The sequence below is a fragment of the Psychromonas sp. KJ10-10 genome, from assembly GCF_047323245.1.
GTDB lineage: Bacteria > Pseudomonadota > Gammaproteobacteria > Enterobacterales > Psychromonadaceae > Psychromonas.
Window position 1 is genome coordinate 1,371,331 of sequence record NZ_CP178826.1, and the last position, 19,393, is coordinate 1,390,723.

Consider the following 19,393-nt stretch of genomic DNA (forward strand, 5'->3'; position numbering starts at 1 on the left):
TAATCGTGACAATAATATCTGAAGCGGTGACAAAAAGAGCACGTTGTAATCGTTGTTTAAAAGCAAGCTCGGCCTGTATTTGTAAGACCATTCAATCAATCAGCAATATCTATCACTTACATATATTACAAGATCCAAGTGAAGAAAAGAAAGCATTAGGCACTGCCCGCATTTTAAAGCTCTCTTTAACTAATGTGCAACTGACTGTTGGTGAAAAGTTTAATGAGCAGGATTTTGATCTTAATAATAGTTACTTATTATTTCCTGGGGATGATGCGCTAGATGCACAAAGCTTGGCAAAATCAGAGGTTTTAAACCCTAATAGTCAATTTGTTTTACTCGATGGTAGTTGGAAAAAAGCTTATAAGTTATTAATGAGTAATCCTTTTTTGCAAAACTTGCCGAAGGTATCCATTCTTGCTGATGAAAAAAGTAACTATCGCATTCGTAAGTCTCCTCGAGCAGATGGTTTTTCAACAGTTGAAGCTGGTTATTATTTATTGTCTCAGTTGGAAGAAAATACTGAAAAATTTGAACCTTTATTAAAGAGTTTTGAGTTTATGATTGATTATCAAATTGCTCAGATGCCTGCTGGAATATATCAAAAAAATTATTTACAAAAATGAAAGGTCATATGATAGTGCAAAGCTTTGTACATAATCTGGTCTTAATATGGCTTTCCCTAATTTGATGGAAGTAAGAGGGGCGTTCACTTAAACACAGTTAAACTACGTTATTTTCTCTTTACTAAAAATCCACTTTTTTCTTAATACTTTGGTACTACCACGTTTCGTTTTACTATCCACTCGACGACGTTGTGAGCCCTTGGTTGGTTTCGTTGCTCTTCTCGCTTTTCTGACAACTATTGCTGATAGAATTAGTTCCTTTAAGCGTTCTAAAGCCGCTTCTTTGTTTTGCAACTGAGTTCTAAATTGTTGTGATTTGATGATGATTATACCTTCGGAGGTGATTCGGCTATCAGAAAGCTTAAGTAGCTTTTCTTTGTAGAAAGCGGGTAAAGATGAACGCTTGATATCAAAACGAAGGTGAATAGCAGTTGCCACTTTATTAACATTTTGTCCGCCATTACCAGCGGATCTGATTGCATTAAGTTCAATCTCCCAATCGGCAATGGTTATAGCATTTGAAATATCGAGCATGGTGATACCTATTGATTCAGAAGTCGTTTGCACTGATGTTTGTTACTCTATTATCTACCGAGTGCCATTGAGCTAAGAATAGCAAATAAACTGCCTTGGATATACTAAGGGGTGTTGATCTTTGCCGTTTAAACTTTGTTCACCACATGGCGTTTGATCGAGGCGGGCAATGTGACGCCTAGTCATCTAAGCGAATTTTTCCAACAAAAAGCAAAACATCTTTTGTCTTTACATTGTGTACTGTTTGACCTAGTCAAAAGGGCAAAAGCATAATGTTTTGTGGTTAACCCGAAGGGCAAGGTTTGCTGACGATTTCTTCTTAAAAATAAGGAACAGTAGGTAGGCTTTTGCTAATATCGCCCACTACCTCGATTGTTAATTTACTTATAGAGTGAAAAATATGGACGTATCCCAAATTGATATTAATTCATTATTTATCCTGAAACATTTGCTTGAAGAAAAGCATGTTTCTAATACTGCACATTGTATGAATATTAGCCAATCATCTGTTAGCCGAGCGTTACAAAAAATGCGAACTGTATTTGAAGATGAATTATTGGTGAGAATCAATTCGGGATATGAGCTAACACCAAAAGCAGAAACTATTAAACATGATTTAAATTTAGTTATAACAAGTTTAGAAGTATTGGTGCATAAACAATCATTCAAAGCAGAGACTAATGCTAGTACGGTGCGCTTTTTTGGCCTTCAGCCTCAAATTAATGCGCTGATGCCAAAAGTCATTAATTATATTCGACACCATGCTCCATTGATGACTGTGAGTCTTGATACAACGGCGCGACGCCATTTTGAAGCGCTTATATCAGGAGATGTTCATTTTGTCTTGTCTTCCCATCAACCTACCTATTCTGATCAGAGTTTGTATCAAATGGCGATAGCAAGTCGCGACTTTAAATTATTGATGAACCGTGAAAACCCAATGGCTAATAAAACACTCTCTGCAGAGGCACTAGTTAATTGTAATTTTGGGCAAATATCTCTTCAGGGAGAAAGAACTTTATCATTTGAACATAAGTTCATAGAGCTTGGCCTAGTTGATAAGAAGAACCGTTTGTCTATTCCCGTTCAATTAAGCAACTTTAGTTCAGCGCCAAATATTGCCGCAACTAGCGATATTATCTTCCACCTGCCAAGCACTTATGCGAATGAAGCTTGTCGAGATGAAAGGTTAATTGTGAAGGATGTGCCTAAGGAGTTACGATTGGATTTTCAAATGATTTATCTATATTGGCATAAGCGCTTTCACGATGATCCAATGTGTGAGTGGATCCGTTCTATTTTTAAAGAGTTGTATTTAGAAAAACAAGTTACTGCATAAAAAAATAAAGTATATGCAGTATTAGGATAGTCATGTTTACATAGTTGAATACGGTTTAAGTTGATAGTGATTATCATTACGTGGTTAAGTGATAATTACTATCAATTAATAACAGAGTATAATAACTATGCCACCTATCCTTTTTATTTGTCGCCCTATATCCATTTTAGTAAGTGGATTAAGCATTATATTATCAACACAAGTTCAAGCTGAGACAGCCTCGGAAAATTTGGAAACAATGGTGGTGACTGCCACTGGTTATGAACAGACGATGATTGAAGCTCCTGCCTCAATTAGTGTTATCGATCGAGCTCAAATAGAAAGTCGTTCTTATAAAGATTTAGCCGATGCATTAAGTGATTTGCCCGGCGTTATCATAACAAGTGGTGGCTCTCGTCAAGATATTTCACTGCGTGGTATGCCCTCAGAATATACATTGATTCTTGTTGATGGACGTAAACAATCTGGCCGAGAAACGCAGGTGAGTAGCAGTGGTGGTTATGAACAAGATTGGTTGCCGTCTATCAAGGCTATTGAACGAATTGAAGTAGTAAGAGGGCCTATGTCAACGCTGTATGGTTCTGATGCGATTGGTGGTGTGATTAATGTTATTACCCGTAAGGATCACGAGCAGTGGCATGGTAGTCTTCGAGGTGAAACCATTATACAAGAAGACAGTGATTCAGGTAACTTCTACCAAGGTGAGTTGCATACAGCAGGACCTTTAATTGATGGTTTACTGAGCGCCTCTTTTACAAGTATGTATCAAGAGCGTATCGAAGATGACATCCTATATGCTAATGGAGGAAAAACATTAAGTAATTATAGAGGTTCTATCTATTTAACACCGACGACTAATAACTCTTATACCTTTGATTATACTTATCATGAACAAGAACGAGTGAACACCGAAGGAAAATCAAGAAGCAAAACTTCAGAAACTAATAATCAACGTAATTCATTTGGTTTAGCACATTCCGGAAATTATAGCTGGGGTGATACCTCTTCTTATATTAGCCAAGAAACTGTGGATAATATTGGGGGAGAGTTAGAAGTTGTAAATAGCAATTTAAATAGCCAATGGTCGTTGCCTTTTGATGAAAATTACCTCACTTTTGGTCGTCGCCTTTGAGCATCAAGAATTGGATAATTCTGATTATATATTTACAAATCATCAGTGGTCTATTTTCGCTGAAAATGAGTGGTATATAACTGACTCCTTTGCTCTGACAGCTGGCCTTCGTTATGACAATAATGAGAAATTTGATTCAGCATTTAGTCCGCGTTTATATGGTGTTTGGACTGTGGATAATAACTGGACAATAAAAGGTGGCGTTTCAACGGGTTATCGTGCACCAAGTCTAACGGAAATGGAACAAGATTGGGTTCAAGAAAGCTGTAATGGCAATTGTGATATTTACGGTAATGCTGATTTAAAAGCTGAAACTTCGGTTAATGTTGAGTTAGGTACTCACTTTGTTGGCCACGATAGCCTGATGGCAAGTGTAACCTTATTCTACAGTGACTTTAAAGATAAAATTGATACGACGGATATTGATTCAGATTGTAGTGCTCGATATTGTGATTCAAGTTATGTGAATATTGAAGATGCCATTACTTATGGTAGTGAAGTATCTGTATCAAAAGATATTATTGAGGGTGTCAGCCTATCTGCAACCTATACCTATGCCTACAGTGAGAAAATGTCTGGCGATGATAAAGGTCAACCTTTAACGCAAATGCCTGAGCACCTTGTATCTGCCAATGCCAACTGGGTGATGAGTGATGATGTAAGCTCTTGGCTTCGTACTTCTTATCGTAGTGAAGATAACGACACGACCACAGTGAGTTCAAGAAATAATTTAGCGCCTTCGATAACCTATGTAGACTTTGGTGGTCATTGGCAGGTTAGCAAGAATATTAAGTTAATGGTCGCTGTTTATAATTTATTTGACCGAGAAACGAGCTATGCAGAGTACAACTATGTAGAAGATGGTCGTCGCTATTGGCTCGCCTTTGAAGCTACATTCTAAAGATAAGCGAAGCAATAATTTATAAGGCTTTGGGATTGTTGCAAAATAATATCCACTAAATTGTTTTCAAAAAGCTTGAAATGACTGACTATTTTTGAAAACAAAAGCGCAAGTAATTTTGAAGCTAAACCTTAGTTAAATTCTTTTTCTTTTTAGGGCATAAATATGAAACCACTAATTCATTTTATTTTACTTTCTGTTATCGGGCTCAGTAGTGTAAACGCAAGTGAAAACTATAACGTTGAAAAAGATATTGTATTTAAACAGCTTGATGATAAAACGATTAAGCTTGATCTATATACACCAAAAATAAAGCAACAGGGCGATCGTCCGCTATTGGTTTGGGTGCATGGTGGAGCATGGAAAAGAGGCAGTAAAGATGCCATACCAACAAAAAACCCGTTGCTTTTAAACTCAGTGTTGAGAGAAGGATATACACTGGCGATGGTTAATTACCGCTTAAGTGGTGAAGCGAGTTTTCCTGCACCCGTGGAAGATATTAATGATGCTATTAATTACTTGCATCAACATGCTAAACAATATCAGATTTCAGCGGATAATATCGTTATTATGGGACGCTCTGCTGGTGGTCATTTAGCTAATTTAATCGGGGCAAGTAATACCGTGAGTCATATTGGGTTTTATAAAAAACCTGAATATAAAGTGTCTGCCGTGGTTAGTTTTTTTGGTCCAACGGATATATTGGCGCTAGGTAATAAAGGCAAGCGTCCGACAACAGCAGGTTCATCGGTATCACGTTTTCTTGGGACTATTCCGAGTCAAGCGCCTGAGCTTGCTAAGCAAGCCTCACCAACTTATTATATATCGGAAAAATCTCCCGCTTTTATGATGTTACATGGGGACCTTGATCGCAGGGTACCACTAGATCAGAGTGTGAAGATGAAAGCGTTATTAGATAAATATGGTGTAGATAATAAATTATTGATTGAAAAGGGAGTGGGGCATAGTGCGCCGATCTTTGATACCAACAAGTATGTACCAGATGTCGTATCATTCATAAAAGCGCAACTTCCGATTAGAAAATAGCGGTCCTTAATATCAGTTATTAGTCAGTTGAATGATCTCCCTTGGTGAATGAATCAGGGAGTTTTTTTGCTAATTAGCAGAGTAATGAGTTATACCATTTGGCTTAATAAAATATTCAAGTTTTGTGTAATATTAGAAACCTTTAAATCTTCGAACCCAAATGAAAAATAGAGTTGATGGGTTAGAGAGGTTTAAAGAATTGATTGTTTCAAGAGTTGTTGTACAAAAAGCTCATCGGGCAATAAAAGTGATACGTAATTTGTAAAAAAGACGTATGGATAAAAAGAACAACGAGGAATAACTAAGAATTTTCGCAGTAATAAAATTGATTATTAGAGTATTTTTAATCTTTTTTGAAAAGCAAAAACTAAAAAACCAGCCGAAGCTGGTTTTTTATGCGTGCAAGTTAAAGATTAACGAGCACGGAAAACGATACGACCTTTAGAAAGATCATAAGGTGTTAATTGTACTGTTACTTTATCACCCGTTAAAATACGGATGTAGTTTTTACGCATTTTACCAGAGATATGTGCTGTCACCATATGGCCGTTTTCTAGCTCTACACGGAACATTGTGTTAGGCAGGGTATCCATGATGGTGCCTTGCATTTCAATACTGTCTTCTTTTGCCATTCTTAATGGATCCTTTAAATTTTTTGGTTTCCTCTGTGATTTAGAGGGATCATGCTAATTTCAATCGGCGCATCATGCCAGAATTATCCCAATCGGTAAAGGTTTGTTGCTTGTTTATTGTGCTATTTAGTAAAATATCTATTACTTAGAAGTTTTCCCACTGTCCATTGATAAACCTTTGGTGTGGATTAAATTGAGTTTTGTAATTCATTTTTTGGCAAGACTCGATGTAATAACCTAAATAGAGGTAATCAATACCTTGTTCTTTGGCTAATCTTAATTGCGTTAATACCGCGAATTTTCCCAGTGAGTTTGTTTGGTAATCAGGATCATAAAAACAATAAAAAGCACTCCAAGCTTTATCCTCCTTAGTCAGTAATTGATCTGTAATACTGACTGCAATAAGCTTAACTTGGTCATAGATTTCAATAAAAAGGGGTGATTCCAATCACTATGAATGAAGTCATCATATTGCGCCTGTGATGCCGGATACATAGGGCCATCATGATGTACATTATTAATATAACGCTGGTAAAGGTCAAAGTATTGAGGACTAGCTGTCTTTGCTATTTTTATAGTAAAGCGACTGTTTTTATTGATTAATCGTTTCTGACTGCGTGATTTTATAAAATCATTAACCGAAATACGAAGTGATTCACAGGCATCACAGTCTTGACAATGAGGGCGGTAAACTTGATTACCACTGCGTCTGAACCCATTGGCTAAAAGTACAGGGTAATAGGTTTGAGCATTTGCTTCTGGCTCGATTAACATGATCAAGGTTTCTTGATGATTATTTAAATAGGAGCAAGGAAATGGCTTAGTAATGCCTACATTAAGCGAAGTAGATTGAGTCGTCAAAAAACACCTGCTATTGTGATTTGAAAATATGATAAAACCATATTGGTGCAATTTTAATATTAATTAAAAGCCCAAATATCTTAATATTATGGGATAGAATAAGGATAGACTAATGAACGTACAAGCTATTATAGAAAAAAATATCGGATAGTTTCGATTGTGTTTTTTTATCTGTAGAAAATGAAAGCTTCCGACACGCTGGTTCCTGCTAACTCAGAAACGCATTTTAAAGTTACTGTGGTGAGTGATTTTTTCTCTGGTAAATTACCAATTGCCCGTCATAGGTTGATAAATGAGTTATTAGCTGAACAATTACAGGGACCAGTGCATGCCTTATCAATGCATACTTATACTCCTGCACAATGGGAAGCTAAAGGAAATGTAGTTCCTGCTTCAATTGATTGCATGGGAGCAAAAAAATAGTTCGTTGATTAAATGTTAACGGATTTATTTTTATGTACATTTATTTCACATAAAACTTTGAACTGAATAGTACAAGTCTGCGCAATAGCGATGGTAATCCGCCTGTAAATAATGATAATATATGTCGGAATTTTTTAGTCTACTTGTTAAGTATCTGTTAAGTTTTTTCAATGGATAGATGACTTGTAATGTTTTTTGCCGCAAGGCATCTAACTCTTCTTCCCGTAAACATAGTGCAAGAGAATATGATTACTATAAAAAAAGGACTGGACCTCCCAATTAGTGGAGCACCAGAGCAAGTAATTCAGGATGGCCCAGCCATTACTGAAGTAGCTATACTAGGCGAAGAATATGTTGGTATGCGTCCATCAATGGCTATTAAAGCCGGCGATACTGTAAAGAAAGGCCAAATTCTTTTTTCTGATAAAAAGAATCCTGGTGTTCACTTTACCGCTCCAGCATCTGGTGTAGTTAAAGAGATTAATCGTGGTGCAAAACGTGTTTTGCAATCGGTTGTTATTTCAGTTGAAGGTCAAGAGTCTGTCTCTTTTCCTAAGTTTGAATCTGCACAATTAGCAAAATTAGAGCGAGTCGCGATTGTAGATAATTTAGTTCAATCTGGTGCATGGACAGCGCTTCGTACGCGTCCATATAGTAAAGTACCTGCGATTGACGCTAACCCAGCATCTATTTTTGTTACTGCAATGGATACTAATCCACTAGCCGCAGACGCTGAACTAATTATTAATGAAAATCAACAGGCATTTACCGACGGTTTAGCAGTTTTATCACAGCTAACAGAAGGTAAAGTCTATGTTTGTAAAGGCGAAGGTAAATTACCGACTTCCGATGCAAGCAATGTTGAAGAGAAATTGTTCTCTGGTGTTCACCCTGCAGGTCTTGCGGGCACACATATTCATTTCATTGATCCGGTTTCAATAACCAAGCAGGTTTGGTCGATTAATTACCAAGACGTTATTGCATTTGGAGAACTATTCGTATCAGGTGAGCTTTATACTAATAAAGTTATCTCTGTAGCTGGTCCAGCTGTTACTAAGTCGCGTTTATTACGCACTGTCATTGGCGCATCAATTACACAGTTAACCGCTAATGAGCTGGTTGATGGTGATGTACGTGTTATTTCTGGCTCAGTATTATGTGGTGTTACCGCTTATGGTCCTCATGCTTACCTTGGACGTTACCATAATCAAGTATCTGCATTACTTGAAGGTTATGAAAAAGAGTTATTTGGATGGGGCGCGCCTGGTGCTAATAAACACTCTGTTTCAAGAGCATTCCTATCGGTACTAAATAAAGCTAAACGCTTTGCATTTACTACGACAACAGGTGGTAGTAAACGTGCAATGGTGCCAATTGGTCAATATGAGCGCATTATGCCACTTGATATCCTACCAACTTTATTGTTACGCGATCTGATCGTTGGTGATAGTGATAATGCACAAACATTAGGCTGTTTAGAATTAGATGAAGAAGATTTAGCGCTATGTACTTATGCGTGTCCTGGTAAGTATGACTATGGCTCATATCTTCGTTCTAACCTAAGCAAAATAGAGAAGGAAGGCTAATAATTATGGGTCTTAAACATATAATCGAGAAGATGGAGCCACACTTCGAGCCAGGAGGTCGCCACGAAAAATGGTACGCACTGTACGAAGCTGCGGCTACTTTCTTCTATACACCTGGCTATGTCAATAAAGGGCTAACGCACGTTCGTGATAGCCTTGATTTAAAACGTATCATGATTTTTGTTTGGTTATCGACTTTTCCAGCAATGTTCTATGGTATGTACAATACCGGTGTGCAAGCAAATGAGGCCATTTTAGCTGGTTATTCTTCATTAGAAGGTTGGCGTGTTGCTTTATTAGAAATATTCGGAGTTACTCTAGGCTCTGGTGCTGGTCTATTTGATAATTTATTATTTGGTGCGACTTACTTTTTACCAATCTACGCAGTAACTTTTGTTGTCGGTGGTTTTTGGGAAGTTTTATTTGCAAGTGTGCGTAAACACGAAGTTAACGAAGGTTTCTTCGTTTCTTCGGTATTATTTGCGTTAATTGTGCCTGCGACATTACCGCTATGGCAAGTTGCTTTAGGTATTACATTCGGTGTTGTTGTTGCTAAGGAGATCTTTGGTGGTACTGGGCGTAACTTCTTAAACCCTGCATTAGCTGGTCGTGCTTTTTTATATTTTGCATACCCTACTGATATTTCTGGTGATGCTGTTTGGACAGCGGTTGATGGGTTCTCAGGTGCAACGTCACTCAGCGTTATGTCTCAAGGTGGCCTAGAAGCATTACAAGCAAATATCTCATGGATGGATGCTTTTGTTGGTAATATGCAAGGCAGTATCGGTGAAGTGTCTACATTGGCTATTCTAATCGGTGGTGCATTTATTGTTATTACAGGTATTGCCTCATGGCGAATTATCGCCGGTGTCATGATAGGTATGGTAGCAACTTCCTTATTATTTAATGTAATAGGTAGTGATACTAACCACATGTTCCAATTACCTTGGTACTGGCATTTAGTGATGGGTGGTTTTGCCTTTGGTATGATCTTTATGGCAACCGATCCCGTATCAGTCGCGTTTACTAACAAAAGTAAATGGGCTTACGGAATATTGATTGGATTAATGACAGTATTGATCCGAGTTGTAAATCCTGCCTTCCCCGAGGGTATTATGTTAGCTATCTTATTTGCTAATTTATTTGCACCATTATTCGATTACTTTGTTGTTCAAGGGAATATCAAACGGAGGCTAGCACGTAATGTCTAATCAACAGGAAACATTCGGCAAAACGATAATTGTTGTACTGGCTGTTTGTCTAGTATGTTCCATTATTGTTGCTGGTGCAGCAGTAGGCTTACGCCCTCAGCAAATAAAAAATAAAGAAATAGATAAGCAAAGTAATATTCTTGCTGTTGCAGGTCTGGATACGGATAAAACTATCGCTGAAATTTTCTCATCTAATATTGAAACAAAATTAGTTGATTTAAATAGTGGTGAATTTGCCGCTTATGATGCAAATTATGATCAAGAAGCCGCGTCTAAAGATCCTGCAACAAGTATCGCTCTGCCTGCAGAACAGAATGTCGCTAAAATTGGACGTCGAGCAAATCTTGCTACGATTTATCTAGTATCTGATGATAATGGCCAATTACAACGTATCATTCTACCTGTTCATGGTGCTGGTTTATGGTCAACTATGTATGCATTTGTTGCTGTTAAACCAGATGGTAATACCATTGATGGAATTACTTATTATGAACAAGGTGAAACGCCAGGGTTAGGTGGTGAAGTAGAGAATCCTCGTTGGCGTTCTTTGTTTGTTGGTAAAGAGTTATTTGATAATGATGGCATGCCAGCGATTAAGATAACTAAAGGTCAAGCACCTGCAGACTCTAAACATGAAATTGACGGTTTATCTGGCGCAACACTAACAAGTGTTGGTGTACAGAATACTTTCACTTTCTGGTTAGGTGAGCAAGGCTTTGGTCCATTCCTTACTAAAGTTCGTGAAGGAGCATTAAACAATGGCTAAACCTGGTGAATTAAAAACAGTACTAACCTCTCCTGTTGTTAATAACAACCCGATTGCGTTGCAAGTACTGGGTGTTTGTTCTGCACTAGCAGTAACAACGACATTAGAAACCGCTGTCGTAATGACGCTAGCGGTATTATTTGTAACAGCATTTTCAAACTTGTTCATTTCAATGATTCGTAACTATATTCCTAATAGTGTTCGTATCATTGTACAAATGGCGATTATTGCTTCATTGGTAATTCTTGTTGACCAAGTAATGAAAGCTTATGCATACGGCTTATCAAAACAGTTATCTGTTTACGTTGGTCTGATCATTACAAACTGTATTGTAATGGGACGAGCAGAAGCTTTTGCAATGAAAAATAAACCTTTCCCAAGCTTTATGGATGGCATTGGTAATGGCTTAGGTTATGGTTTCATTCTTGTGTTAGTAGGCGGGTTCCGTGAGTTATTTGGTTCGGGTGCGTTATTTGGTATTGAAATTTTACCATTAACCTCTAATGGTGGATGGTACCAAAGTAATGGTTTATTACTGCTTCCTCCAAGTGCGTTCTTTATCATCGGCGGCATTATCTGGGCAATTCGTGTTGCACGCCCAGAACAAGTCGAGCCAAAGGAGTAGTATAAATGGAACATTATCTTAGTTTATTTGTACGTTCTATTTTCATTGAAAATATGGCGTTAGCCTTTTTCTTAGGCATGTGTACCTTCCTTGCTGTTTCGAAAAAAGTTAAAACATCAATGGGTCTAGGTGTTGCGGTTATTGTTGTATTAGGTATATCAGTACCAGTTAACCAAATCATCTACTTCAATTTATTAGCGCCTGGCGCATTAGATTGGGCTGGCTTCCCTGAGGCAGATCTTAGCTTCCTTGGCTTTATCACTTTCATTGGTGTTATTGCGGCCTTAGTACAGATATTGGAAATGGTATTAGATAAATACTTTCCAGCTTTGTACCAAGCATTAGGGATCTTCCTACCACTTATTACAGTAAACTGTGCCATCTTTGGTGGTGTATCGTTTATGGTTCAGCGTGAGTACAACTTACTTGAGTCCGCTGTATACGGTATTGGTAGTGGTGTAGGTTGGACATTAGCGATTGTTGCTTTAGCAGGTATTCGTGAAAAAATGAAATATTCAGACGTGCCAGATGGTTTACGTGGTTTGGGTATTACATTTGTTACCGCTGGTCTTATGGCACTTGGATTTATGTCATTCTCTGGTATCCAGCTATAACCCGCTTTTCGAAAGTGTTTTAGCTTAATTGAATTTCGGAGGTGAACATCACCTCCTCAAAACAAGGAAAAAGTCGAAGATGGACAATAATATTGAAATCTTTCTCGGCGTTGCCATGTTTACTATTGTTGTTTTAGCCTTAGTTGTCATTATATTGGCGGCTAAAGCGAAACTAGTAAGCTCTGGTGACATTACGATTGCTGTTAATGGCGATGCAGACAAAAGTATCACCACACAAGCGGGTGGTAAATTACTAGGTGCACTAGCAAATTCAGGCATTTTTGTATCTTCAGCCTGTGGTGGTGGTGGTACCTGTGGTCAATGTCGCGTTAAAATTAACTCTGGCGGTGGTGATATTCTACCAACAGAACTTGACCATATTAGTAAAAAAGAAGCAAAAGAAGGCGAGCGTTTATCCTGTCAAGTTAGCGTAAAAGAAGACATGGACATTGAGCTTCCTGAAGAAATCTTTGGTGTTAAGAAATGGGAATGTACGGTTATCTCTAATGGTAACGAAGCAACCTTCATTAAAGAGCTTAAATTACAAATCCCTGATGGTGAATCTGTACCGTTTAAAGCCGGTGGTTATATCCAAATTGAAGCGCCTGCGCATCATATCAAATATAAAGATTTTGATATTGAAGAACCAGTACCGTGGTGACTGGGAACACTTTAAGTTTTTTGACTTAGAATCTAAAGTTGATGAAGAAACAATTCGTGCTTATTCAATGGCTAACTACCCAGGTGAAGAAGGTATTATCATGTTGAATGTGCGTATCGCTACGCCACCACCTCGTGATTTATCATTGCCATGCGGTAAGATGTCTTCTTACATCTTTAGTTTAAAAGCGGGTGATAAAGTGACTATTTCAGGTCCATTTGGTGAGTTCTTCGCTAAAGAAACTGAAAATGAAATGGTATTTATTGGTGGTGGTGCTGGTATGGCGCCAATGCGTTCTCATATATTTGACCAATTCCGTCGTTTACATACAACACGTAAATGTAGTTTCTGGTACGGCGCACGTTCTAAGCGTGAAATGTTTTATGTTGAAGATTTTGATCAAATTGCCAAAGAAAATGATAACTTTGAATGGCACGTAGCATTAAGTGATCCGCAACCCGAAGATGATTGGGAAGGTTACACCGGCTTTATTCATAACGTATTGCTAGAAAACTACCTGAAAGACCATGAAGCACCAGAAGATTGTGAATTCTACATGTGTGGTCCACCAGTGATGAATGCTTGCTGTTATCTCAATGCTTAAAGAACTAGGTGTTGAAGATGAGAACATTATGCTTGATGACTTTGGTGGTTAATCATTAATGATTAAATTGACAATTAAATGGCTAACCTTAATAGGGTTAGCCTTTTTTATTTCATCCTGCAGTGAACCTGAACCCACCTCTAAAATAGTGATGGTACAGGGTAAAACCATGGGCACTTATTATAGAGTGACCCTTGTTTTGAATGAACAGCAGTTAACTAAACCTATTTACTCTCTTGATACCCTACAGCTTAACATTGATGAAAAACTAGAGTTAGTGAATGATCAGATGTCAACCTATCGACCTAACTCCGAACTTTCTACCTTTAACCAAAGCGATAGCTCATTAAAAGTTTCACCTGAAACAGCTTTTGTAGTGCAATCTTCCTTAGCGTTATTTAAATTGTCCGATGGCGCTTTTGATGCCACTGTGGGGCCTTTAGTAAACCTTTGGGGGTTCGGGCCGAACAAGAGACCGATCAAAGTACCTTCTGACGAGCTAATTGCATCACAACAACAAAAGGTGGGTAGTGAAAAACTTAGCGTAATAGATAACACTCTTTATAAATCTGCTCCTGGCTTATATGTAGACTTATCAGCCATTGCTAAAGGTTATGGTGTTGATGTTATTGCGGAGTACCTACAAACTATTGGTATCAGTGATTATTTAGTTGATATTGGTGGTGAATTGAGAGCTAAGGGTGTTAAGTCGCTGGATAAGCAATGGACACTAGCTATTGAACGTCCGGTTGAAGGACAAAGTGTGCAACGTATTATTCATATTGGTAATAATGGTATTGCAACATCCGGTGATTACCGTAATTATTATGAGTTTGATGGTGTTCGTTATTCACATACGATTGATCCTAAAACGGGTAAGCCAATTAATCATAAATTAGCTTCCGTGACTGTGATACATCCGAGTAGTATGATGGCTGACGGGTTTGCAACAACAATAATGGTGCTTGGCCCTGAAGCTGGACTCGACTTTGCGCAAAAGAATAATTTAGCGGTATTCTTACTGGTTAAGCAGGAAGATGATTTTATTGAGCATTTTACTGCTGAGTTTAAGCCCTATTTATCTGAGGAGAAATAATGATCTATTTTATTGCCACTTTTGTGGTTTTTTTATTAGTGATTGTCGCGATGGCAATTGGGTATATTTTTAATAAACAAACCATTGGTGGAAGCTGTGGTGGTCTCTCTTCGATTGGAATTGAAAAGTCCTGTGATTGTGATGACCCCTGTGAAAACCGAAAAAAGAAAAATGCTGAAGCGACCAGAATTGCTAAGTTTAAAAGTGAGCAACAGATTATATAATCGCTAATTCCAGTATTGAGAGCCCTTTAATAATCGATCTCAATACTGGCTTTATTCCAAAATAACAATACTAAGTTATTTTTTATTTTTCTGTAACCATCTATCTAAAGCATTTGCGAATGCTTGTTTTTCTTTATCTGCAAATTTAGATTGCCCGCCAGTTGTTTGACCAATATCCCTGAGTTCCTGTGCCATATTTCGCATTGCCAAGCGTTGACGTATATTTTCTGGTGTATACAGCTCTCCACGTGGGTTTAAAGCAGTCACACCTTTTGCCACAATGTCAGCCGCTAGGGGAATATCTTGAGTGATAACCAGATCATTTTTTTGGACTTTTAAGGCAATATAATTGTCGGCAACGTCGAACCCCTGTGCAACCTGAACGGTTTTAATTAATGCTCTTCGGGGCACTGGAAGGGGACTATTAGCGACAAAAATAATTTCAACACCTGTTCGTTCACTTGCTCTAATAACGATTTCTCTTACAGGTACAGGGCAGGCATCGGCATCTATCCAAATGGTCATATTGTTTACCTAGTTTAAAAAGGTTTATTTTACCTTTTTATTATGTAGATATGAAAATTTTATTGATTTGAGTAACATAAATTACTGCTATATATAAATAAATTGTTTGGTTTTTAAAAAGTTGATGTTTTCAATAAATAGCTGTTGACAGTATAGCTAAGCAATATATAATGATGACTAGCTTGAAAGTTAGTTTTATATTTATGTTCAATTGTTCCGTATTATGTACCGAATCCTATACTTCATAAGTAATAGCAACACTTCTAGCAAACTGCCTTGATTGACAAGGTTAAATTACTCAAAAATTAAATAGGATACTATTATGTCTACAACTACTACTGGTACAGTAAAATGGTTCAATGAATCTAAAGGTTTTGGTTTCATCGAGCAAGAAAACGGTCCTGACGTTTTCGCACATTTCTCTGCAATCGCAAGTACTGGTTTTAAAACTCTTGCTGAAGGCCAAAAAGTACAGTTCACTGTAACTCAAGGTCAAAAAGGCCCTCAAGCAGAAAACATCGTAGCTCTTTAATATAGCTTCGATGGGTTTTAATTAACCCATTCTGATTGAATAGAAGGTAACCCCAAGGGCTTACCTTTTTTTCGTCTGTAATTTAATGATTTTTCTTCACACAATTAAACTCTAGTTAAGTGGTAAAATCACTGTAAACCGACTCCCTTTACCCAATTCGCTTGATACTTGTAATTCACCCTTGTGTTGATGAATGATTGAGTAACTTATTGATAAGCCTAAACCAGTCCCTTTACCAAGCGCTTTAGTTGTATAAAATGGGGCAAAAATCTCATCTAGTTTATTCGCTTCTATGCCACTGCCAGAATCAGATATTTCAATATATAGTTTGCCCTGTTTATCATGTGCTTTAATAAATACAACTTTCTCCGAACTATGTTCAACAGCATCCTTTGCATTAATTAATAAGTTAATGAGCACTTGCTCAATCTGAGTTTTATTACACAGAATAGGCGGTAAAGAAGAGGGCAATACTTGCCTTAATTCAACATTTTCTTGGTTGTATTGGTTGATCACGATATTAATGACATTTTCAAATATATCTATTGGTAAGGCTGTATTGTAATTATCAAGTTCACTATCTCGAGCAAAACTACCAACTTGTTTAACTATTTTTTCTATTCTATCCACCTGAGATAAAATGGAGAGAAAACTTTTGTCAGCCATTTGGTAATCTTGTCGCTGTAAACTTTCATTACAAATTTCTGAGTGGATAGAGATGACCTGCAAAGGTTGATTAATTTCGTGTGCAATTCCAGCCGCAATTTCCCCTAAAGAAGAGAGTTTATTCGACTGTCTCAACTTAGATTTACTTGCCTTAAAGTCTTTATTTATTTTAACGAGATTTTGTTTTTTAATTTTTAATCGGGTGCTCATTCTTCGGTTTACTTGTGTTAAATGGCAAACCATTGCTAACAAAACGGAAAGTAAAATTCCGATAATTAAAGTGTATCGGTAAAAGTGTCGTTGATGTTTTGCCCATACCATTAGTTTCCATTCATGACCTAATATAGGAAGCATCATTTGTTCTTTCACATCATTAATCAGTGAGTCTTGAGGTAAAAGGCTATAAATTGTATTGCCAGTTTCAGATAGTGCAAAGGGATAATGAATTAGAGATTGGTCAATTTGAGCATCTAGTAATTGAGTGATATTTAACCTAGCCTGAAGGTAACCAATTAACTTATCTTGAATGAAAATAGGTGCGTGTTGAAAGGTAATTACTTGGTTGTTCGTTAGTATTCTTGGTGAACTCTGAAAGATTGCTGTTTTTTGCTTCTTATCAAGTTGCTTATTTAGATAAGCGAGTTGTTTCTGTTGTTGTATTAGTTCGCTATCATTTGCAAAAAGCAGTTGTTTATTATCATCGATACTCAAATCTGGTTGTAGATTTAGTAGATAAATACTGACATTACTATAGTTAGGTAACAAGGCGGTTAACGCGTTAACTTCTCCCCCAGCTATCATTAATTTGTTTTATGGAGTGCCATCCTTGGGCAATAAATGATAATTGTAAAGCGTGCTGACGCATTTGAATTTGCACCATACTTGCAATTGATTGACTATGTATTGCGATATCTTGTTGTTGATGTACCCGCTCAACCTGATCAAAATGATCAGTGACGATATAGGTGGCAAACAAACCAATAAGAAAGATGAAAATACTATATATATTCGATTTCAACTTAGTTCCTTATCTCTGTATAATATGCATATAAATTGAAACTACCATATATCAAAATAAATACATATGCGTTTTAAGCTAGCGCTTTTAAAAACACTCAAGGAATATAGATGTCAGAGCACGGTTTTACCACAAAAATAGTACATGCAGATCATTCACTTAACTTAGAAGCGGGTGCGGTACATGCTCCTATTCATAACTCTGTTCCTTACGGTTTTAAGGATGTACAAGGTCTAATTGACGTATTCCAAGGGCAACCTGGTCATGCCTATGCACGTTCTTCAACACCAACACTTGATGCTCTTTGTAAAAAAATTCAGATGATGGATCGTGGTGTTGCAACGGCTGTTTTTTCATCTGGGATGTCTGCTATTGTCGCTACTTTTTTAACTCTGTTAAAAGAAGGTGATCATTTGATCTGTAGTCGCTTTTTGTTTGGTAATACAACCAGTTTATTAAACACTATAACGGGCTATGGTATTGAAATTACATTAGTTGATGCTACAGATGTCAATGAAGTGATAAAAGCAAAACAAGATAATACTAAAATGGTATTTGTTGAAACAATTGCTAACCCGGTTACACAAGTGAGTGCTTTATCTGAAATTGGTGATTTTTGTGAAGCTGAAAATTTGGTTTATGTTATTGATAATACCATTACTTCAAGTTACTTATTTGACGCCCGTACTGTCAAAGCGAGTTTAATTACTACCTCTTTGTCTAAATATGTTGCTGGCCACGGTAACGCAATGGGTGGCTCTGTTACCGATACTGGTATCTATAGCTGGGATGATTATCCAAATATTTATGCCGATTACCGTAAAGGTGATAGCAACCTGTGGGGAATAAGCCAGATTAAGAAAAAAGGTTTACGTGATATGGGAGCTTGTTTAAGTTCTCAAGGTGCACACCTTATTTCTGTTGGTAGTGAAACCATGGAATTACGTATGGACCGTCAATGTGAAAATGCAATGATGCTAGCTGAGTATTTACAAGCTCATCCAAAAGTGGAAAAAGTATATTACCCTGGTCTTGCAGACCACCCACAACATGAGCGTGCGAAGGAGTTATTTACTGGCTTTGGGGCATTATTAAGTTTTGATTTAGTAGATGGCTTAGATTGCTGTGAACTACTTAATAAATTAAACCTAGTGATCAGTGCGACTCACTTAGGAGATAATCGTACTCTTGCTTTACCCGTTGCCCCAACTATTTATTTTGAGTTAGGGAAAGCTCTACGCCAAGAAATGGGGATTAGTGAAAATATGATCCGCTGTTCAATAGGTATTGAGAATGGTGCAGATTTAATTGCTGATTTTGAGCAAGCGCTCGCTTAAGGCTAAAGTAGAAAAAGAGGCTTAAAGCCTCTTTTTTGCATTAAGGCGAATATGAAAGTTATAACTCTTCTAATTCTAATGCTTAGTAGTTCATTTGTATGGGCAAATGACAATGATGAAATGGGGCGGTCATTAGCTAACTATGATACATGTACGCATATATCAGAGGTAATGAATGATCATCAAATGTATTTTTATTATAAAAAAATGTTTAATGATCTAAGCCTAGGGGTACTTGCATTAAATGCGCAAGATGCCAGCCATGTATATGATGTTTGGCTTAAAAGTGAATTGCTTTTGAGGAAGTTAAATAACGCTTCTATGCAAAAAATGTGTCTAAGTCGTTTTGATGAATTGTCGCGTAAAATGCTCAATAAAATAGCGACTAAAAAAGCTAGTCGCTAGGTTGAATAGGTTATTCTAAAGTTAGAAA

23 protein-coding genes and 1 pseudogene are annotated in these 19,393 nt (G+C 37.2%); 17 read left to right on the plus strand and 7 right to left on the minus strand.

Translation table 11 applies throughout. The features are described 5' to 3' along the window. Positions 1-5 precede the first annotated feature (5 nt). Positions 6-626, plus strand: a complete 621-nt coding sequence (locus ACLKMH_RS07820; protein WP_413701513.1) for a tRNA-uridine aminocarboxypropyltransferase — start codon at positions 6-8, stop codon at positions 624-626. 102 nt (positions 627-728) lie between these two features. Here ACLKMH_RS07820 and arfB read toward each other — a convergent pair whose 3' ends face one another. Further along, positions 729-1,160, minus strand: a complete 432-nt coding sequence (arfB, locus tag ACLKMH_RS07825) for an alternative ribosome rescue aminoacyl-tRNA hydrolase ArfB (RefSeq protein WP_413701514.1) — start codon at positions 1,158-1,160, stop codon at positions 729-731. A gap of 400 nt (positions 1,161-1,560) precedes the next feature. Between arfB and ACLKMH_RS07830 the strand changes: the two genes are divergently transcribed. The 4 genes from ACLKMH_RS07830 (at position 1,561) to ACLKMH_RS07845 (ending at position 5,579) form a co-directional block, all read left to right on the plus strand. Next, positions 1,561-2,499, plus strand: a complete 939-nt coding sequence (locus ACLKMH_RS07830) for a LysR family transcriptional regulator (protein ID WP_413701515.1) — start codon at positions 1,561-1,563, stop codon at positions 2,497-2,499. Positions 2,500-2,626: 127 nt separating this feature from the next. After that, complete coding sequence (locus ACLKMH_RS07835) at positions 2,627-3,631, plus strand: TonB-dependent receptor plug domain-containing protein (RefSeq protein WP_413701516.1); 1,005 nt, start codon at positions 2,627-2,629, stop codon at positions 3,629-3,631. Then, entirely contained in the window at positions 3,597-4,532 is a 936-nt protein-coding gene (locus ACLKMH_RS07840) for a TonB-dependent receptor domain-containing protein (protein ID WP_413701517.1), read from the plus strand. Before ACLKMH_RS07835 ends, ACLKMH_RS07840 begins: the two co-directional genes overlap by 35 nt. Positions 4,533-4,697: 165 nt before the next feature. Next, entirely contained in the window at positions 4,698-5,579 is an 882-nt protein-coding gene (locus ACLKMH_RS07845; protein WP_413701518.1) for an alpha/beta hydrolase fold domain-containing protein, read from the plus strand. A gap of 413 nt (positions 5,580-5,992) precedes the next feature. On the opposite strand, the gene infA is transcribed toward ACLKMH_RS07845, so the two are convergent. From infA to ACLKMH_RS07860, 3 genes are all read right to left on the minus strand, one after another. After that, positions 5,993-6,211: a translation initiation factor IF-1 gene (gene infA, locus ACLKMH_RS07850; RefSeq protein ID WP_015465665.1), complete on the minus strand. Its 219-nt coding sequence runs from the start codon at positions 6,209-6,211 to the stop codon at positions 5,993-5,995. Between the two features lie 145 nt (positions 6,212-6,356). Beyond that, positions 6,357-6,659: a hypothetical protein gene (locus ACLKMH_RS07855; RefSeq protein ID WP_413701519.1), complete on the minus strand. Its 303-nt coding sequence runs from the start codon at positions 6,657-6,659 to the stop codon at positions 6,357-6,359. Then, entirely contained in the window at positions 6,584-7,072 is a 489-nt protein-coding gene (locus ACLKMH_RS07860) for a hypothetical protein (protein ID WP_413701520.1), read from the minus strand. The genes ACLKMH_RS07855 and ACLKMH_RS07860 overlap by 76 nt, the downstream gene beginning before the upstream one ends. 180 nt (positions 7,073-7,252) lie before the next feature. On the opposite strand from ACLKMH_RS07860, the gene ACLKMH_RS07865 reads away from it, so the two are divergent. The 9 genes and pseudogenes from ACLKMH_RS07865 to nqrM all read left to right on the plus strand — a co-directional run bounded on the left by ACLKMH_RS07865 (position 7,253) and on the right by nqrM (position 14,882). Further along, positions 7,253-7,495 carry a BolA family protein gene (locus ACLKMH_RS07865; protein ID WP_413701521.1) on the plus strand — a complete coding sequence of 81 codons (243 nt, stop codon included), beginning with the start codon at positions 7,253-7,255 and terminating at the stop codon, positions 7,493-7,495. Positions 7,496-7,740: 245 nt separating this feature from the next. After that, entirely contained in the window at positions 7,741-9,081 is a 1,341-nt protein-coding gene (locus ACLKMH_RS07870; protein ID WP_413701522.1) for a Na(+)-translocating NADH-quinone reductase subunit A, read from the plus strand. Between the two features lie 5 nt (positions 9,082-9,086). Further along, a complete protein-coding gene (locus tag ACLKMH_RS07875) occupies positions 9,087-10,292 on the plus strand; it encodes an NADH:ubiquinone reductase (Na(+)-transporting) subunit B (RefSeq protein WP_413701523.1) in 1,206 nt (401 codons plus the stop codon). Beyond that, positions 10,285-11,058, plus strand: coding sequence for a Na(+)-translocating NADH-quinone reductase subunit C (locus ACLKMH_RS07880; RefSeq protein WP_413701524.1), 774 nt, complete (start codon positions 10,285-10,287; stop codon positions 11,056-11,058). The genes ACLKMH_RS07875 and ACLKMH_RS07880 overlap by 8 nt, the downstream gene beginning before the upstream one ends. After that, on the plus strand, positions 11,051-11,683 hold the full coding sequence (locus ACLKMH_RS07885; protein ID WP_413701525.1) for an NADH:ubiquinone reductase (Na(+)-transporting) subunit D: 633 nt from the start codon (positions 11,051-11,053) through the stop codon (positions 11,681-11,683). The genes ACLKMH_RS07880 and ACLKMH_RS07885 overlap by 8 nt, the downstream gene beginning before the upstream one ends. 5 nt (positions 11,684-11,688) lie before the next feature. After that, entirely contained in the window at positions 11,689-12,297 is a 609-nt protein-coding gene (nqrE, locus tag ACLKMH_RS07890; protein ID WP_413701526.1) for an NADH:ubiquinone reductase (Na(+)-transporting) subunit E, read from the plus strand. Positions 12,298-12,376: 79 nt separating this feature from the next. Beyond that, positions 12,377-13,614, plus strand: a pseudogene (nqrF, locus tag ACLKMH_RS07895) (NADH:ubiquinone reductase (Na(+)-transporting) subunit F). A 6-nt stretch (positions 13,615-13,620) separates the two neighbouring features. Next, positions 13,621-14,658, plus strand: a complete 1,038-nt coding sequence (locus ACLKMH_RS07900; RefSeq protein ID WP_413701527.1) for an FAD:protein FMN transferase — start codon at positions 13,621-13,623, stop codon at positions 14,656-14,658. After that, positions 14,658-14,882: a (Na+)-NQR maturation NqrM gene (nqrM, locus tag ACLKMH_RS07905; protein WP_413701528.1), complete on the plus strand. Its 225-nt coding sequence runs from the start codon at positions 14,658-14,660 to the stop codon at positions 14,880-14,882. The genes ACLKMH_RS07900 and nqrM overlap by 1 nt, the downstream gene beginning before the upstream one ends. A 75-nt stretch (positions 14,883-14,957) precedes the next feature. On the opposite strand, the gene ACLKMH_RS07910 is transcribed toward nqrM, so the two are convergent. After that, positions 14,958-15,407 (minus strand): YaiI/YqxD family protein, encoded by a 450-nt coding sequence (locus tag ACLKMH_RS07910; RefSeq protein ID WP_413701529.1) that lies wholly within the window; start codon positions 15,405-15,407, stop codon positions 14,958-14,960. 322 nt (positions 15,408-15,729) lie between these two features. On the opposite strand from ACLKMH_RS07910, the gene ACLKMH_RS07915 reads away from it, so the two are divergent. Next, positions 15,730-15,939 (plus strand): cold-shock protein, encoded by a 210-nt coding sequence (locus ACLKMH_RS07915; protein WP_028866731.1) that lies wholly within the window; start codon positions 15,730-15,732, stop codon positions 15,937-15,939. A gap of 111 nt (positions 15,940-16,050) precedes the next feature. Here the strand turns inward: ACLKMH_RS07915 and ACLKMH_RS07920 are convergent, their stop codons facing one another. Both ACLKMH_RS07920 and ACLKMH_RS07925 read right to left on the minus strand, forming a co-directional pair. Beyond that, positions 16,051-17,406: a sensor histidine kinase gene (locus ACLKMH_RS07920; protein ID WP_413701530.1), complete on the minus strand. Its 1,356-nt coding sequence runs from the start codon at positions 17,404-17,406 to the stop codon at positions 16,051-16,053. Then, positions 17,384-17,623, minus strand: a complete 240-nt coding sequence (locus ACLKMH_RS07925; RefSeq protein WP_413701531.1) for a hypothetical protein — start codon at positions 17,621-17,623, stop codon at positions 17,384-17,386. The genes ACLKMH_RS07920 and ACLKMH_RS07925 overlap by 23 nt, the downstream gene beginning before the upstream one ends. 110 nt (positions 17,624-17,733) lie before the next feature. Here ACLKMH_RS07925 and ACLKMH_RS07930 point away from each other — a divergent pair, with 110 nt between their 5' ends. Both ACLKMH_RS07930 and ACLKMH_RS07935 read left to right on the plus strand, forming a co-directional pair. Then, positions 17,734-18,960, plus strand: a complete 1,227-nt coding sequence (locus tag ACLKMH_RS07930; RefSeq protein ID WP_413701532.1) for a cystathionine gamma-synthase family protein — start codon at positions 17,734-17,736, stop codon at positions 18,958-18,960. A gap of 51 nt (positions 18,961-19,011) precedes the next feature. Next, positions 19,012-19,365 carry a hypothetical protein gene (locus tag ACLKMH_RS07935; protein WP_413701533.1) on the plus strand — a complete coding sequence of 118 codons (354 nt, stop codon included), beginning with the start codon at positions 19,012-19,014 and terminating at the stop codon, positions 19,363-19,365. Positions 19,366-19,393: the final 28 nt, after the last annotated feature.

What these genes read in the sequence shown, in the direction of transcription:
- ACLKMH_RS07880 (WP_413701524.1), top strand. Translation starts at nt 10,285, where the DNA reads ATGTCTAATCAACAGGAAACATTCGGCAAAACGATAATTGTTGTACTG.
- ACLKMH_RS07915 (WP_028866731.1), top strand. Translation starts at nt 15,730, where the DNA reads ATGTCTACAACTACTACTGGTACAGTAAAATGGTTCAATGAATCTAAA.
- ACLKMH_RS07875 (WP_413701523.1), top strand. Translation starts at nt 9,087, where the DNA reads ATGGGTCTTAAACATATAATCGAGAAGATGGAGCCACACTTCGAGCCA.
- ACLKMH_RS07910 (WP_413701529.1), bottom strand. Translation starts at nt 15,407, where the DNA reads ATGACCATTTGGATAGATGCCGATGCCTGCCCTGTACCTGTAAGAGAA.
- ACLKMH_RS07870 (WP_413701522.1), top strand. Translation starts at nt 7,741, where the DNA reads ATGATTACTATAAAAAAAGGACTGGACCTCCCAATTAGTGGAGCACCA.
- ACLKMH_RS07920 (WP_413701530.1), bottom strand. Translation starts at nt 17,406, where the DNA reads ATGATAGCTGGGGGAGAAGTTAACGCGTTAACCGCCTTGTTACCTAAC.
- ACLKMH_RS07885 (WP_413701525.1), top strand. Translation starts at nt 11,051, where the DNA reads ATGGCTAAACCTGGTGAATTAAAAACAGTACTAACCTCTCCTGTTGTT.
- ACLKMH_RS07830 (WP_413701515.1), top strand. Translation starts at nt 1,561, where the DNA reads ATGGACGTATCCCAAATTGATATTAATTCATTATTTATCCTGAAACAT.
- ACLKMH_RS07835 (WP_413701516.1), top strand. Translation starts at nt 2,627, where the DNA reads ATGCCACCTATCCTTTTTATTTGTCGCCCTATATCCATTTTAGTAAGT.
- nqrE (WP_413701526.1), top strand. Translation starts at nt 11,689, where the DNA reads ATGGAACATTATCTTAGTTTATTTGTACGTTCTATTTTCATTGAAAAT.
- ACLKMH_RS07845 (WP_413701518.1), top strand. Translation starts at nt 4,698, where the DNA reads ATGAAACCACTAATTCATTTTATTTTACTTTCTGTTATCGGGCTCAGT.
- ACLKMH_RS07930 (WP_413701532.1), top strand. Translation starts at nt 17,734, where the DNA reads ATGTCAGAGCACGGTTTTACCACAAAAATAGTACATGCAGATCATTCA.
- ACLKMH_RS07900 (WP_413701527.1), top strand. Translation starts at nt 13,621, where the DNA reads ATGATTAAATTGACAATTAAATGGCTAACCTTAATAGGGTTAGCCTTT.
- arfB (WP_413701514.1), bottom strand. Translation starts at nt 1,160, where the DNA reads ATGCTCGATATTTCAAATGCTATAACCATTGCCGATTGGGAGATTGAA.
- ACLKMH_RS07935 (WP_413701533.1), top strand. Translation starts at nt 19,012, where the DNA reads ATGAAAGTTATAACTCTTCTAATTCTAATGCTTAGTAGTTCATTTGTA.
- ACLKMH_RS07865 (WP_413701521.1), top strand. Translation starts at nt 7,253, where the DNA reads ATGAAAGCTTCCGACACGCTGGTTCCTGCTAACTCAGAAACGCATTTT.
- ACLKMH_RS07840 (WP_413701517.1), top strand. Translation starts at nt 3,597, where the DNA reads ATGAAAATTACCTCACTTTTGGTCGTCGCCTTTGAGCATCAAGAATTG.
- infA (WP_015465665.1), bottom strand. Translation starts at nt 6,211, where the DNA reads ATGGCAAAAGAAGACAGTATTGAAATGCAAGGCACCATCATGGATACC.
- nqrM (WP_413701528.1), top strand. Translation starts at nt 14,658, where the DNA reads ATGATCTATTTTATTGCCACTTTTGTGGTTTTTTTATTAGTGATTGTC.